This window comes from Gordonia iterans (assembly GCF_002993285.1).
In the GTDB taxonomy this organism is placed as follows: domain Bacteria; phylum Actinomycetota; class Actinomycetes; order Mycobacteriales; family Mycobacteriaceae; genus Gordonia; species Gordonia iterans.
Map to the genome: position 1 here is coordinate 2,540,595 of NZ_CP027433.1, position 14,772 is coordinate 2,555,366.

Consider the following 14,772-nt stretch of genomic DNA (forward strand, 5'->3'; position numbering starts at 1 on the left):
CCTTCACGGTGTGATCGGAGCCGATCCTATCGACGCGCTCCGACAATGCCGGTCAACGCCGGCGACGGAAGGGCGCGGGCTCGCCGAGGTGCCCGGCGATGACGTCACGACTGTTCGCGAGCAGCGGGGTGGGCCGACCGCTCTCCAGGTCGAGGACCGTCAGCGTCGTCTCGCCGATCGCACCGACGGTCCCGTCGGCCGCCGTGAGCCGGTAGGCGAAGTCGAAGGACTTCTCGCCGATCCGGGACACCCAGATCTCGCAGCGCACCGGCTCAGGCGAGTAGTACAGCGGCGCGGCGAACTCGATTTCCTGGTGGGCGACGACCATCCCGATGCCGTCGCCCCGGTCGCCGCCGAACCAGTCGTTCATCGCGCGGACTCGGGCCTCCTCGAAGAGCCGTGCGAATTGCACGTTGTTCACGTGCCCGAGGGAATCCATGTCGCCCCAACGCAGAGCCACCTCCACCACGTAGCGACCGCGATCAGCACCGTTCACTGCAGACTTGTCCGACACCACCTGCACGTTAGTCCAGGCTCGGCGTGTCCCGGTCACCCGGCCACTACAGTGGGCCGGGTGCTCCTCCAGACCCGTCGCCTCACGCTGCGCCCGGTCACGCTCGACGACGTCCCGCGCCTGGTGGAACTCGACTCCGATCCCGCGGTGATGCGTTACGTCAGCGGCGGAACGGCGACCAGCGCGGACACCGTCGCCGACTGGGTGATACCGCGGATGCAGGCCCAACAGCGCGACCACGGCACCGGAATGTGGTTGATCTGGGACCGGACCGGCTGCGACGACGTCGGAGCCCGGGCACCCGAGCGCTTCCACGGGTGGGCGCAGCTGCGCACCCCGCGCCACAGCCGCCGGGCGGAACTGGAGCTCAGTTATCGACTCCGGCGCGACTCGTGGGGACACGGGTACGCGGCCGAGGCCTCGGCCACGCTGATCACGATGATGTTCGTCGAGACCGACACCACCCGGATCTTCGCGGGCACACACGTCGCGAACAAGGCCAGCCAGCGCGTGATGCAGCGCCTCGGGATGCGCCTGGCCGCCGACAGCGACGCGGTGGAGCTGAGCAGCCCGGACGCCCTGGTCGAGTACGAACTGCTGCGGGAGACCTGGTACGCCGGTCGCGGCCGAGCCTTCTCCCGCGCCTCCGCCGCCGGGGCGGCACGGGTCGGCTGACGCGCCGGGCCCTCGCGGCCGCCGCCCGGTACCGCCCGGCAGCTCGCCCCGGTACCGCCTGACACTCGGCGCACGCCGTGAGAGACTGCCAACGTCCGAACATCACCCGCACGGCCACCACCCCGCGCCGCCCGGAACCCCCAAGCCCTACAGGAGCCATCGATGACCACAGCCCCCACCTCCGACTCGACCCGGCGCCGGCAGGTCGTCATCGTCGGTTCGGGATTCGGCGGACTGTTCGCGGCGCAGCGCCTCCGGAAGGCCAAGAACGTCGACGTCACCCTGATCGCCAAGTCGACGACGCATCTGTTCCAGCCGATGCTGTATCAGCTCGCGACCGGCATCGTCGCCGAGGGCGAGATCGCGCCGGCCACCCGTGTGGTGCTGGAGAAGCAGAAGAACACCCGCACCCTGCTCGGTGAGGTGTACGACGTCGACGTGGAGAAGCAGGTGGTCTATTCCCAGCTCCTCGAGCGCGTCACCGAGACCCCGTACGACGACCTGATCATCGCCGCGGGCGCCGATCAGTCGTACTTCGGCAACGACCACTTCGCCGAGTACGCCCCGGGCATGAAAACCATCGACCACGCCCTCGAACTGCGTGGCCGCATTCTCGGCGCCTTCGAGCAGGCCGAGCTCTCCGACGATCCGGCCGAGCAGGAGAAGCTGATGACCTTCGTGGTGGTCGGCGCGGGTCCCACCGGCGTGGAGATGGCCGGCCAGATCGCCGAGATGAGCGACAAGACCCTCAAGAACGCCTTCCGCAACATCGACCCGACCAAGGCACGGGTCATCCTGCTCGACGCCGCCCCGGCCGTGCTCGCCCCCTTCGGCCCCAAGCTCGGGACCAAGGCGGCCAAGCGGCTGGAGAAGCTCGGCGTGGAGATCCAGCTCGACGCGATGGTCGTCGACCTCGACTACGACGGCCTCGTCGTCCGGGACAAGGACGGCACCGAGCGGCGCATCGAGAGCCAGTGCAAGGTGTGGTCCGCCGGCGTCCAGGCCAGCGGACTCGGCGAGGTGCTGCGCGACAAGACCGGCGTCGAGCTCGATCGCGCCGGGCGCGTGAAGGTCGGCCCGGACCTCACCGTGGCCGGCCACCGGAACATCTTCGTCGTCGGCGACATGATGGCCGTCGACGGCGTGCCCGGTGTCGCGCAGGGTGCGATCCAGGGTGGCCGGTACGCGGCGGATGCGATCCTCGCCGAGATCAAACGCGGCCAGACGCCGGATGAGCGCAAGCCGTTCAAGTACTTCGACAAGGGTTCGATGGCCACCGTCTCCCGGTTCAGCGCCGTGATGCAGGTCCCGATACCCGGCACCAAGAAGAAGTTCGAGACCGAGGGCTACTTCGCGTGGCTGGGTTGGCTGGCGCTGCACCTGGTGTACCTGGTGGGCTACCGCAACCGGTTGAACACGCTGGTCAACTGGTTCTTCTCGTTCACCACGCGCGGACGCACGCAGCTCGCGATCACCGAGCAGCAGGTGTACGCCCGCTCGGCGCTGCAGGAACTGTCCTATCTGGAACGCCTGCGTCTGTCGGCTGCCGAGCGCGATCGCGAGGATCCGGTGGCCGTGGCCAAGGCGCTCGAGAAGAGCGTCGAAGACGACACCCCGGAGGCCAAACAGGCCTGACCGCGCCGATCCGGGATGGCCGGGGTCTAGACCTCGGGCATCTCGATGTTCTGCAGACGCACCCGCGACTGGGCGAGTAGCCGGCCGTCGTCGTCGACCATGTCGACCTGCCACAGCTGCTGCCTGCGCCCCCGGTGGATGGGCGTGGTGCTGACGTGCACGGTGCCCTCGCTGACCGAGCGCAGGAAGTCGGTGCTGTTGTTCGCACCCACGGCCGCCCCGCCGTAACCCTTCTCCTGCAGCCAAGCGAAGCCGCTGATGCTCGCAGCACTCTCGGCGACGGCGCAGTACGTTCCGCCGTGCACGATCCCGAACGGCTGGTGATGGGCCGGAGTGATCTCCAGTTTCGCGCGGACCCCGTCCCCGCTGTACTCGATCATCTCCAGGCCCAGCACTCCGTCCAGGCCCCTCCCGTTGAGGTCTTCCAGTTCGACTTGTGCCATGTCCGTAGCCTGCCACGGCCCAGCCGCGCGGAGCACGCCGGTACGACGAAAGCCCCCGGAACGCCGAGTGGCGCCGGGGGCTTTCGCCGTAAGGACCGGGGGTCTCTGCAGCCCTCAGGACTCTCACGCGATCCTTGAAAGATAATGTAGGCTAGCCTTACTTCGGTGTCAACTCATCGGAGATCGCCCTGGTCGTCACGCTTGTCGGCGGCTCGGGAACACAAGGCACACATCAGTCGTTAGACCGATGGAACTACCGAAGAGCGTTACTGGGAGCGGGCGTAAGATGAAGAAGATGAACGGACTCGGCGATCTCGAACGTGCGGTGATGGACGCCCTGTGGGCCTCGCCGACGCCGCAGACCGTGCGCCAGGTCCACGCCGAACTCGCCAAGACCCGGACCCTGGCCTACACGACCGTGATGACCGTGCTGCAACGACTGGCCAAGAAGGACCTGGTGACCCAGATCCGCGACGACCGCGCACACCGGTACACGGCCAGCCGTCCGCGTGAGGATCTGGTCGCCAGCATCATGGTCGATGCCCTCCGCGCGACCGATGCGGCCGGATCCCGGCACGCCGCGCTCGTGTCGTTCGTGGGCCGGGTCGGCGCAGACGAGGCCGCCGCGCTCCGGGAGGCGCTCGACGAGCTCGAGGCCTCCGAACGAGCATGACGCCCCGGATACGCGGTCCGGTGGCCCACGTCCGGGCCGAACCCGTATCCTGAACTCGCCCGCCGGACGAGACCAGAGGAAGACCGATGACCGCGCTGCTGTTCGGTATCCTCACCGTCGCTTTGGTGGGTCCCATCCCCGAAGCCCTGGCCCGCGCCGAATGGCCGCTGTACGCGCCGCGGGCGGCGATGGCGCTCTGGCAGTCCATCGCGCTGGCCGCGGTGCTCTCGGCGTTCAGCACCGGCTTGGCCATCGCCGCCCATCTCCTGGCCCCCGGCCCCGACGGAGTGCCCACCACCAGCCCCGCCGCCGAGATCGCCCGCCTCGGCTGGTTCACCTGGTCGGTGTACGTCCTGGCCTTCGCCGCCACCGTCGTCATCGGCCTGCGACTGACGACCACCGTCGCGGCGATCGCATTCCGGACTCGCACTCGCCGGCGCACGCATCGCACCCTCGTCGACCTCGTCGACCGCACCGACCTGCGCCGCGCCGGCGGCTCAGACATCCGAGTGCTCGACGTCCCCACCCCCCTCGCCTACTGTCTCCCGGGCCGCCGCTCGCGTGTGGTCCTCTCCGAAGGAGTGCTCAACCGCCTCTCCCGCGACGAGTTGGCCGCGGTGATCGAACACGAGCGCGCCCACCTGCGGGCCCGGCACGACCTCGTCCTGGAGGCGTTCGTCGCGCTGCACGCCGCCTTCCCCCGCTTCGTCCGGTCCAAGTCCGCGCTCAGCGCGGTACGGCTTTTGATCGAGGCACTCGCCGACGACCAGGCCGTGAACGTCAGCGGCCGCCGCTCGGTCGGCCGCGCACTGGTCGCCTGCGCGGACGCCACCGCGCCGCGCGGGGCCATGGCGATGGGCGGCCCGACCACCGTCACCCGGGTGCGCCGCCTCACCCACCAGCCGGCCGCCGCCCAGTCCGTCCGCCGCCTGTCGCTGACCGCCTACGCGATCGCCGCGGCGCTGCTGGTGGTCCCCACGCTGGCGGTCGCCATCCCGTGGCTCACCGAGCTCACGCGCCTGCTCAGCCACTGAGGCCGCGATCCGGCCCATCCGACACAGGACACCCGAGAAAGGCCCCTGACCACGTGCGCTTCCTCGAAGGCCACCGGCCCGACCACGACCTGACCTACGACGATCTGTTCATCGTCCCGAACCGGTCCGACGTCACCTCCCGGTTCGACGTCGACATCGCCACGCACGACGGCACCGGCACGACGATTCCGCTGGTGGTGGCCAACATGACGGCCATCGCCGGCAAACGGATGGCCGAGACCGTCGCCCGCCGCGGCGGACTCGTCGTACTCCCGCAGGACGTGCCGCTGCAGGCCGCCGCCGACACGATCGCGTTCGTCAAGTCGCGCCACCTGGTCGCCGACACGCCCGTGGTCCTCGGTCCCGGCGATCTGATGGCCCACGCACAGGCGCTCATCCCCAAGCGGGCGCACGGCTATGCGGTGGTGATCGACGACGGCACTCCTATCGGCTTGGTCGCCCGCGCCGAACCGGGACCGGACCTGGACATGTTCTCCGACCTGCGTTCGGCGATGCTGCCGATCCCCGTGCTGCTGCCCGACACGACCGCGCCGCGCACCATCTTCGAGACCCTGACCGAGGCGAACGCCGATCTGGCGGTCTTGGTCGGCGCCGACGGCGCGCTCACCGGGGTACTCACCCGCGTCGGCGCCCTGCGTGCAGGCATCTACCGCCCGAACGTGGACGACCGCGACCGCCTGCGCGTCGCAGCCGCCGTCGGGATCAACGGCGACGTGGTGAGCAAGGCCCGCGCACTCGTCGAATCCGGAGCGGACCTCCTGGTGGTCGATACCGCGCACGGCCACCAAGCGAAAATGCTGGCCGCACTGTCCGCGGTGGCTGGAGCGGACCTGGGGGTGCCCGTCGCCGCCGGAAACGTCGTGTCGGCGCAGGGCACCCGGGACCTGATCGACGCCGGCGCCTCGATCGTCAAGGTCGGGGTGGGCCCCGGCGCGATGTGCACCACCCGGATGATGACCGGCGTCGGCCGCCCCCAATTCTCCGCGGTCGCCGAATGCGCCGCCACCGCACGCGAGCTCGGCGCCTCGGTGTGGGCCGACGGCGGTGTCCGTCATCCGCGCGACGTCGCGCTCGCGATCGCCGCGGGTGCGTCGAACGTGATGATCGGCTCCTGGTTCGCCGGCACCTACGAGTCCCCCGGCGATCTGCACACCGACGCGTCCGGCGAGTACAAGGTCAGCTTCGGTATGGCATCCAAGCGCGCCGTGGCCGCGCGTTCGTCCGCGGACGAGGCCTACGACCGCGCCCGCAAGGCTCTGTTCGAGGAGGGCATCTCCGCCTCTCGTATCCGGGTCGATCCGGAGCGGCCGAGCGTCGAAGACCTGATCGACCACATCTGCGCGGGTCTGCGCAGCACCGCGACGTACACCGGCGCGCGCGACCTGGCCGAGTTGCACCAGAACGTCGTGCTCGGGGTCCAGTCGGCAGCCGGATTCGCCGAGGGCCGCCCGCTGCCCGGGGGCTGGTGACCGGCCCCCGTGGAGATCCTGCTGATCGTCGCCAAACTGGCCGGCTTTCTGGCGCTCACCGTCGGGACGACGCTGTTCGTCGCCTCCGAGTTCTCGCTGACCGCGCTGGAGCGGTCGACCGTCACCGACGACGTCGAACGTCGCGGTGACCGCCTGTCCCGCCTGGTCGACAAGGCGCACCGCACCCTTTCCTTCCAGTTGTCCGGCGCTCAGCTCGGGATCACCATCACGACGCTGATCACCGGCTATCTGGCCGAACCGGTGCTGGCCCAGCTCCTTGATCCGGTGCTGCGGCACCTGCCGGTGTCGGCCGGCACCGCCTCGGGGATCTCGCTGGCCCTCGCGTTGATCATCGCGACGTCGCTCTCGATGGTGCTCGGAGAGCTGATTCCCAAGAACCTCGCCATCACGAAGCCGCTGGCCACGGCTCGGGCGACGTCTGGCCCGATGATCGCGTTCTCCACTGTGTTCAAACCCGCGATCCTCGGCCTCAACAACTCGGCCAACGCCATCGTCCGGCGCCTGGGTGTGGAACCGACTGAAGAGCTGGGTTCGGCCCGGTCGGCAGCCGAACTCGGTGCGCTGGTCCGCAACTCAGCGCTGCGCGGGGCCCTCGACCCCGACACCGCCACCCTCGTCGACCGATCGTTGCGCTTCGGCCAGCTCGACGCCGACGACCTGATGACCCCACGTGTGCGCGTACAAGCGCTCGAACCCGGCGACACCGTCCGCGATCTCGTCTCGGCGGCGTCGCGCACCGGACACTCCAGGTTCCTGGTGGCCGAAGAAGGCGACCTCGACAATCTGATCGGCGTGGTGCACATCAAGCAGTCGTTCACGGTGCCGCCCCAGGCACAGGACACCACCACGCTGCGGACCCTCGCCCGGCCGGTGACCCGCGTACCCGGCAGCCTCGACGGCGACGCCCTGATGGAACGCATCAAGGCCGACGGCCTGGAGATCTGCGTGGTGGTCGACGAGTACGGCGGCACCGCAGGCATCGTGACCTCCGAGGACCTGATCGAGGAGATCCTCGGCAACGTGACCGACGAGCACGACGACGAGGAGTCCGAGGTGAGCCGGGTCGGCAACGGCTATCGGTGCTCGGGTCTGCTGCGCGTCGACGAGGTGGCCGAGGCCGTCGGCTACCAGGCGCCGGAGGGCGCCTACGAGACCCTCGGAGGCCAGGTGATGTTCCTGCTCGGCGCCATCCCCCAGGTCGGCGACATCGTCGACCTTCCGCTGCGCACGACGGGCGGCGACGACCGGCCCGAGGCGTCCTGGCGCGCCACCGTCGTCGCCATGGACGGGCGCAGGGTCGACGCTGTCTGGCTGACACCGATCCAGCCGGTCGCCGCGGTCACCGCGACCGGCGAGGAGGTGACCTCGCGTGGGTGACCTCTGGGGCGTCGTCCTCACCATCGTGCTGCTGGCCGCCAACGCCTTCTTCGTCGGTGCCGAGTTCGCCCTGATCGCCGCGCGCCGCGACCGCCTCGTCGCGCTCGAGGAGACCGGCAAGCGGCGTGCCCGCACGGTCATCAAGGCCTCCGAGCAGCTGTCTCTGATGCTGGCCGGTTCGCAGCTGGGGATCACCATCTGCTCGATCCTGCTGGGCCGCGTCGGCGAGCCGGCGATCGCCCACTTGATCGAGCGGCCGCTGCATGCGCTGTCGGTCCCGGACAGCCTGCTGCATCCGATCTCGTTCGTGATCGCGATCAGCCTGGTGGTGATCCTGCACATCCTCCTCGGCGAGATGGTGCCGAAGAACATCGCGCTCGCGGGTCCGGAACGGGCCGCGATGCTGCTGATCCCGGCGCAGTTGATGTTCATCCGGATCGTCCGGCCGGTGATCTGGTTCTACAACGCCCTGGCCAACGGCACCTTGCGGCTGTGCGGTGTGGAGCCCAAGGACGAGGTGTCCTCCACTGTCACCGAGACGGAGCTGGCCCAGATGATCGCCGAATCACGCGAGCTCGGTCTGCTCGACGCGGAGGAGCACGAACGTCTGATCCGCGCACTCCACACCATCGAGCGCACTGTGGTCGAGGCGATGATCCCGCTGCGACTGGTGCGCACGGTTCCCGTCGCCGTCGATGCCCGCACCGGCCGAATCGGACCGCGCCTGGGCGAGGTGGAACGGGCGGTGCGGGAGACCGGCTACTCCCGCTTCCCGGTGCGCGGCCTCGACGGCTCGTACATCGGCTACCTGCACCTCAAGGATGCACTCGACGACATCCTCGACGAGAATCTGGGGCGCGAGAGCATCCTGGGCGCCGACAAGATCCGGCCGCTCCCCCGGGTCGCCGCGGACACGCCGCTCGACGAGGCCAGTGTGCTGCTGCGCAAGGCCAGTTCCCATCTGGCCGCCGTCACCGACCACACCGGCACGATCATCGGCGTGATCGCCCTGGCCGACCTCGCCGAGGCGTTCGTCGGCAATCTGGGAGACGCGACCCACCGGATCCGCTGACATGCCGACCCTGCCCGAACCGGTGTGGCGCGCTCGCGCCGAGGCGCACACGGCCCGGATCGAGTCGCTCGTCGGCCCGTACCTGGCCGAGCGCGCACGCGGCCGCAAGCACCCAGTGATCGACTTCCTGTTCACGTACTACTCAGCGCGCCCGGTCCAGGTGCGTCGCTGGCATCCCGGTTTCGGCGCCGCACTGGCGCACGGCGACGAGTATCTGACACTGCAGGGCTACGCGCGCACCGCCGACGGTGCCGTCGCGGTGACCGACGGATTCCGGGACCGCCGCGCCTCGCTCATCGGGGCGATCGTCGAGCTCACCTCGACCACCTCGTCGCGGCCCGCCCGTTTCGGCTGCTTCGGTCTGCACGAATGGGCGATGGTCTACCGCGCCCCGGACACCCGGCACCCGCAGCCCCTGCGCCTCGGTGCGGCGGGCACCGACGCCGTCGTCGAGTCGATGCCGCTGCGGTGCACCCACTACGACGCGTTCCGCTTCTTCAGTCCGGAGGCCGCGCCGCGCAATGCGGCCACACTCACCCGTGCCGCTCAGCGCGACCACGAACAGCCGGGCTGCCTGCACGCCACCATGGATCTCTACCGCCACTGCCTCAAACTCGGTCCCCTGGTGCCCGGCGAACTGCTCGCCGATGCCTTCGAACTCGCCCTGGATGCGCGCACGCTCGACATGTGCGCCAGTCCGTACGACCTGGCTTCGCTGGGCTACCCACCGGTCCGGATCGAGACACCCGAGGGTCGCGCGGAGTACGTGCGGCAGCAGACCGCACTCGCCGATCGGGGCGCGGCTCTGCGCGCCCGGGTCGTCGCCGCGTGCCGCACACTGCTGCCGACCGCAGAGCCGCCGACTACCGACGAGTAGACCCAGGCCGGCACCTAGTACCATGGCCGTGTCGCGCGCGAGCACTCCGCGCACGCGTGAGACCTCCGGCAGCAGCGTCGCTGAATCGGAGTTCGCCAGGTGAAAGAAGGGTTGCCATGACCGAACGCGTCAACGTCCATGGATTGCAGGTCGCGAAAGTCCTCTACGACTTCGTGAATGAGCAGGCGCTCCCGGGCACGGGTGTCGACGCCGATGCGTTCTGGGCCGGTGCCGCTTCGGTGATCGACGATCTCGCGCCGCGCAACCGCGAACTCCTCGCCGTCCGCGACGACCTGCAGGCTCAGCTCGACCAGTGGCACCGCGACCACCCCGGGACCCCGGACCAGGCCGAGTACCTCGCGTTCCTCAAGAAGATCGGCTACCTCGTCGAGCCGCCGGCCGACTTCGAGATCACCACCGACAACGTCGACCTCGAGATCGCGGAGACCGCAGGCCCGCAACTGGTGGTCCCGGTCCTCAACGCCCGGTTCGCGCTGAACGCATCCAACGCGCGCTGGGGTTCGCTGTACGACGCGCTCTACGGCACCGACGCGATCCCGGAGACCGACGGTGCCGAGAAGGGCTCGTCGTACAACAAGGTCCGCGGCGACAAGGTGATCGCCTTCGCCAAGGCCTTCCTGGACCAGGCCGTGCCCCTGGAGAACGGCAGCCACGCCGACGCCACCCGGTACGTGGTCGACGGCGACAAGGTCAACGTCGTGCTGGGCGCCGGGAGCGAAGCGAGCGGGCCCGATGCCACGGGCTCTGACACGGAGGTCACCACCTTCGCCGACCCCGACGCCTTCGTCGGCTACACCGGCGATGCGCTGGCGCCGTCGTCGATCCTGCTGCGGCACCACGGCCTGCACATCGACATCCTGTTCGACCCGGAGTCGCCTATCGGCTCCACGGACAAGGCCGGCATCAAGGACGTCGACCTGGAGTCGGCGATCACCACGATCATGGACTTCGAGGACTCGGTGGCGGCCGTGGACGCCGACGACAAGGTCCTCGGCTACACCAACTGGCTCGGCCTGAACAAGGGCGACCTGGCCGAAGAGGTCACCAAGGGCGGCAAGACCTTCACCCGCGTGCTGAATCCGAACCGCGTCTACACCGGGCGCGACGGTCAGCCGCTGGAGCTGCACGGCCGCTCGCTGCTCTTCGTCCGCAACGTCGGTCATCTGATGACCAACCCCGCCATCCTCGACGCCGACGGCAACGAGGTCCCCGAGGGCATCCTGGACGCGTTGATCACCTCGGCGATCGGCATCCACGGGCTGAGCAGCGAGGGCCTGCAGAATTCGCGCACCGGCTCGATCTACATCGTGAAGCCGAAGATGCACGGTCCGGACGAGGTGGCCTTCACCGTCGAGCTCTTCGGTCGCGTCGAGGACGTCCTCGGCCTGCCCCGCAACACCCTCAAGGTCGGCATCATGGACGAGGAGCGCCGGACGACGGCCAACCTCAAGGCCGCCATCGAGAACGCCTCCGAGCGCGTGGTATTCATCAACACCGGCTTCCTGGACCGCACCGGCGACGAGATCCACACGTCGATGGAGGCCGGGCCGATGGTCCGCAAGGCCGACATGAAGCAGCAGACCTGGATCAAGGCCTACGAGGACTGGAACGTCGACACCGGCCTGGCCGCGGGTCTGCAGCACCGGGCGCAGATCGGCAAGGGCATGTGGGCGATGCCGGACCTGATGGCCGACATGCTCGAGCAGAAGATCGGCCACCCGAAGGCCGGCGCGAACACCGCGTGGGTGCCCTCGCCGACGGCCGCGACCCTGCACGCCCTGCACTACCACGAGGTGGACGTGTTCGAGCGGCAGGACGAGATCGCCAAGCGCGATCCGGCCACGCTGGAGGACATCCTGACCATCCCGCTGGCCGCCGATCCGAACTGGACCGACGAGGAGAAGCGCGAAGAGCTCGACAACAACTGCCAGTCGATCCTGGGCTACGTTGTCCGCTGGATCGATCACGGCGTCGGCTGCTCCAAGGTGCCCGACATCCACGACGTCGCCCTGATGGAGGACCGCGCCACACTGCGGATCTCCAGCCAGCTGCTGGCGAACTGGCTGCGGCACGGGATCGTCAGCGAGCAGGACGTCGTGGCCGCGCTGGAGCGGATGGCCCCGGTGGTCGACCGGCAGAACGCCGGCGACCCGGACTACCGGCCGATGGCCCCGGACTTCGACTCCAACATCGCGTTCCAGGCCGCCAAGGCCCTCATCCTGGAAGGCGCCGCGCAGCCCAGCGGGTACACCGAGCCGCTGCTGCACCAGGCACGCCGCGACTACAAGGCCGCCAACGCCTGATGATCGCGTCACCGAGCCCGGACCTGTCTCAGGTCCGGGCTCGGCCCGTCAGCGATGACGGATCGGCACGAGCGCGCGAGCGGGCGCCTCGGCTGTCACGGAGGAACCAAGGAGAAGCACAGTGGGAACACACAGTTCCAACCGCACCAGTCAGTTGGTGAGCCGGTCAGTGCTGGCCGTCGCCCTGGCGGTGATTCTCGTCGTCGCCGGTGCGGTCGCATGGATCGGGCTGGGCGACCGGATCGACGACGACGCGACCACGCAGAGCACCTCGGCAGACTGCCTCGAGGGCGATGCTCAGGTCTCGGTGATCGCCGACCCGGGTGTGGCGCCCGCGCTGCAGGAGATCGCGAAGAGCTACAACGCGCTCCGTCCGACGGTCCGCGACTACTGCATCGAGATGGACGTGCGCCCCGGGGACGCCCGGGCGACCCTCGACGGGCTGACCGCCCAGTCCTGGGACACCGAAGCGGGCGGTCCCCGGCCCGCCGCGTGGATTCCGGAATCCTCCGTCTGGGTCGCGGCGCTGCAGACCGCCGAACCGGACGCCCTGCAAGGCGCGCCCGAATCGCTGGTGAAGTCACCCGTGCTGTTCGCTGTCCGGCCCGAGCTCGCCACCGCCGCGGGCGGCCGGGTGATGTGGATCCAGATGCCTTTCCTGACCTATGCCGACGCCTTCGCCGCCTACGGCCACACCGCCATTCGTGGCTCGGCCCGGCTGGCCATGCCGCAGGGCCCACAGTCCGACGCGACGTCGCTCGCCGCCCAGGGTTACGTCTACAACACCGTCGAGCCCGACGGGGCGGGGCCGCTGACCGTCGACGGTGTCGGCAAGCCGAACATCCAGCTGGGCCTCCGGCAGCTCATGCGCAATCCTCCGCGCGCCGGGGACGGGAGCGCCGAAGCAGCCGTCCGCGCGATCATTTCGGCCCCGAACCTCGATGCGGCGCAAGTTCGCTCGGTTCCGATCAGCGAGCAGCGCCTCTATCTGGCCACCAAAGACGACGACGAGGCGCGCATCGCGATCATCCGACCACGCGGATTCACACCGATGCTCGACTACCCGGTGATCCGCCTGGCCGGGGAGACTCCGGCGCACGCATCCGATGCGGTCGCCGAATTCCTCACCTTCGCGCGCAAACCCGAGCAGATGCGGATTCTCACCCAGGCCGGATTCCGCGGCGCGGGTCCGCTGCCGGAGGCCACCGCCACCGTCGACTTCCCCGACGTCCCTCAGGAGATGCCGCAGCCCGAGCCGGAAGCGGTGATCGCGACGAACCGCATCGTGCTGCGTTCGGCCGTTCCCGCCTCCTGATCGCGCGGCCGCCCCACGGTGCCGCACACGTCTGATATAGACGAGGTGAGCATCGGTGTGCAGGGGAAGGGATACGAGTGGGCGAGCATCAGAGCGGAACGACGGGCCGGACCAAGTACACCGTCGCCATGACGGCGGGCATTCTGCTCATCATCCTCGTCGTCGCCGTCACCGTGGCCGTCGTCAACTTTCCCAAGCGCGCCACGTCGACCACTAAGGTCCTGCCCTGTCCCGCCGGACCGCTGGTGGTACCCGTCGCGGCCGATCCCGCCATCGCGCCGGCCCTGCAGGAGATCGCCAAGTCGTACTTCGCGCAGACACCCGTCCTCGACGACTACTGCGTCGAAGTGCAGGTCCGGCCCGCCGACGCCCGCACGATCATGGAAGGGCTGACCGCCGACTCCTGGAACGCTCACGCGTACGGCGTCTACCCGGCGGCCTGGGTCCCCGAGTCCTCGGTGTGGACCGCCGCCGTCGCGGCCGCCGATCCGGGAAAGTTCACCGGTCGACCCGAGCATCTGGTCAGTTCGCCGGTTCGGATCGCGACCGAGCCGGTGCTCGCCCGGGCCGCCGCCGACAGCGGGATCTCGTGGGCCGACCTGCCGAGTCTGACCCGCGCGAACTCGCTCCGCGCCTACGGGTACGGCTCGTGGGGCTCGCTGCGGATGGCGATGCCCCAGGGCGCGCAGTCCGACGCGACGTCGCTCACCGGCCAGGCAGTGGCCGCGGCCACGGTCGGCACGCGGGAACCGCTGACGCTCGAGCAGGCTCGATCGTCGGCCGTGACGACCGCGATGCGCGAGCTCGTCTCGGCGCCCCCGCGCGTCGGCGACGGGAGCGCCGAGGCGGCCGTCAAGGAGATCGCCGAGACCACGAACCCGGCGACGGCGCCGGTCCGGGCCGTGCCGATCAGCGAGCAGCGCCTCTACGCCGTCACCAAGGACGACGCCCAGGCGAAGGTGGCCGTCGTCGCTCCGAGCGGTCTCACCCCGGTCCTGGACTACCCGGTCGTGTCGCTGACCGGCAGCGAGGTGAGCGCCACGATGACCAAGACGATCGCCGAGTTCGTCGCGTTCGCGCGCAAGCCGGACCAGATGAAACTGCTCACCCAGTCCGGTTTCCGCGGGCCCGGTCCCCTGCCCTCAGACACGGCGACGGTGAAGTTCGGCGAACTCGGCGACACTCTGCCGGTACCCGTCCCCCAGGCGACCGTCGCGATCAACCGGATCGTTCTGCCCTCCGCGGTCCCCGGGAGCTGACCTCGCGACCGTTCACCCCTCGACCGCGTCGTCGGGCTTTGTTTCGGTCATGCTGGGCGCAAC

The 14,772-nt window shown here is 69.6% G+C and carries 13 protein-coding genes; 11 read left to right on the forward strand and 2 right to left on the reverse strand.

Features of this window, described 5'->3' with window-relative positions; genetic code table 11:
* Nucleotides 1-52 precede the first annotated feature (52 nt).
* Nucleotides 53-514, reverse strand: a complete 462-nt coding sequence (locus C6V83_RS11650; RefSeq protein WP_234353701.1) for an acyl-CoA thioesterase — start codon at nt 512-514, stop codon at nt 53-55.
* Nucleotides 515-574: 60 nt separating this feature from the next.
* On the opposite strand from C6V83_RS11650, the gene C6V83_RS11655 reads away from it, so the two are divergent.
* Both C6V83_RS11655 and C6V83_RS11660 read left to right on the forward strand, forming a co-directional pair.
* A complete protein-coding gene (locus C6V83_RS11655) occupies nt 575-1,189 on the forward strand; it encodes a GNAT family N-acetyltransferase (RefSeq protein ID WP_105943899.1) in 615 nt (204 codons plus the stop codon).
* Between the two features lie 162 nt (nt 1,190-1,351).
* Nucleotides 1,352-2,824, forward strand: a complete 1,473-nt coding sequence (locus C6V83_RS11660) for an NAD(P)/FAD-dependent oxidoreductase (RefSeq protein WP_105942532.1) — start codon at nt 1,352-1,354, stop codon at nt 2,822-2,824.
* 26 nt (nt 2,825-2,850) lie between these two features.
* On the opposite strand, the gene C6V83_RS11665 is transcribed toward C6V83_RS11660, so the two are convergent.
* Nucleotides 2,851-3,267, reverse strand: coding sequence for a PaaI family thioesterase (locus C6V83_RS11665; protein ID WP_105942533.1), 417 nt, complete (start codon nt 3,265-3,267; stop codon nt 2,851-2,853).
* A gap of 286 nt (nt 3,268-3,553) precedes the next feature.
* On the opposite strand from C6V83_RS11665, the gene C6V83_RS11670 reads away from it, so the two are divergent.
* The 9 genes from C6V83_RS11670 (at nt 3,554) to C6V83_RS11710 (ending at nt 14,709) form a co-directional block, all read left to right on the forward strand.
* Complete coding sequence (locus tag C6V83_RS11670; protein WP_105942534.1) at nt 3,554-3,940, forward strand: BlaI/MecI/CopY family transcriptional regulator; 387 nt, start codon at nt 3,554-3,556, stop codon at nt 3,938-3,940.
* A gap of 86 nt (nt 3,941-4,026) precedes the next feature.
* The gene (locus C6V83_RS11675) at nt 4,027-4,974 is read left to right on the forward strand and encodes a M56 family metallopeptidase (protein ID WP_105942535.1); all 948 of its coding nucleotides are present in this window, start codon (nt 4,027-4,029) and stop codon (nt 4,972-4,974) included.
* Nucleotides 4,975-5,027: 53 nt separating this feature from the next.
* Nucleotides 5,028-6,464 carry a GMP reductase gene (guaB1, locus tag C6V83_RS11680; protein ID WP_105942536.1) on the forward strand — a complete coding sequence of 479 codons (1,437 nt, stop codon included), beginning with the start codon at nt 5,028-5,030 and terminating at the stop codon, nt 6,462-6,464.
* A 9-nt stretch (nt 6,465-6,473) separates the two neighbouring features.
* Nucleotides 6,474-7,862 carry a hemolysin family protein gene (locus C6V83_RS11685; RefSeq protein ID WP_105942537.1) on the forward strand — a complete coding sequence of 463 codons (1,389 nt, stop codon included), beginning with the start codon at nt 6,474-6,476 and terminating at the stop codon, nt 7,860-7,862.
* Nucleotides 7,855-8,934 carry a hemolysin family protein gene (locus C6V83_RS11690; protein ID WP_105942538.1) on the forward strand — a complete coding sequence of 360 codons (1,080 nt, stop codon included), beginning with the start codon at nt 7,855-7,857 and terminating at the stop codon, nt 8,932-8,934. Before C6V83_RS11685 ends, C6V83_RS11690 begins: the two co-directional genes overlap by 8 nt.
* A gap of 1 nt (nt 8,935) precedes the next feature.
* Nucleotides 8,936-9,811, forward strand: coding sequence for a 3-methyladenine DNA glycosylase (locus tag C6V83_RS11695; RefSeq protein WP_105942539.1), 876 nt, complete (start codon nt 8,936-8,938; stop codon nt 9,809-9,811).
* Between the two features lie 116 nt (nt 9,812-9,927).
* Nucleotides 9,928-12,135 carry a malate synthase G gene (locus C6V83_RS11700; RefSeq protein WP_105942540.1) on the forward strand — a complete coding sequence of 736 codons (2,208 nt, stop codon included), beginning with the start codon at nt 9,928-9,930 and terminating at the stop codon, nt 12,133-12,135.
* A gap of 121 nt (nt 12,136-12,256) precedes the next feature.
* Nucleotides 12,257-13,450 carry a substrate-binding domain-containing protein gene (locus tag C6V83_RS11705; RefSeq protein ID WP_105942541.1) on the forward strand — a complete coding sequence of 398 codons (1,194 nt, stop codon included), beginning with the start codon at nt 12,257-12,259 and terminating at the stop codon, nt 13,448-13,450.
* Nucleotides 13,451-13,527: 77 nt separating this feature from the next.
* Nucleotides 13,528-14,709, forward strand: coding sequence for a type 2 periplasmic-binding domain-containing protein (locus tag C6V83_RS11710; protein ID WP_105942542.1), 1,182 nt, complete (start codon nt 13,528-13,530; stop codon nt 14,707-14,709).
* Nucleotides 14,710-14,772 lie beyond the last annotated feature (63 nt).

Coding starts and splice junctions, on each gene's coding strand:
- C6V83_RS11665 (WP_105942533.1), bottom strand. CDS start 3,267: ATGGCACAAGTCGAACTGGAAGACCTCAACGGGAGGGGCCTGGACGGA.
- C6V83_RS11670 (WP_105942534.1), top strand. CDS start 3,554: ATGAAGAAGATGAACGGACTCGGCGATCTCGAACGTGCGGTGATGGAC.
- C6V83_RS11675 (WP_105942535.1), top strand. CDS start 4,027: ATGACCGCGCTGCTGTTCGGTATCCTCACCGTCGCTTTGGTGGGTCCC.
- C6V83_RS11700 (WP_105942540.1), top strand. CDS start 9,928: ATGACCGAACGCGTCAACGTCCATGGATTGCAGGTCGCGAAAGTCCTC.
- C6V83_RS11660 (WP_105942532.1), top strand. CDS start 1,352: ATGACCACAGCCCCCACCTCCGACTCGACCCGGCGCCGGCAGGTCGTC.
- C6V83_RS11695 (WP_105942539.1), top strand. CDS start 8,936: ATGCCGACCCTGCCCGAACCGGTGTGGCGCGCTCGCGCCGAGGCGCAC.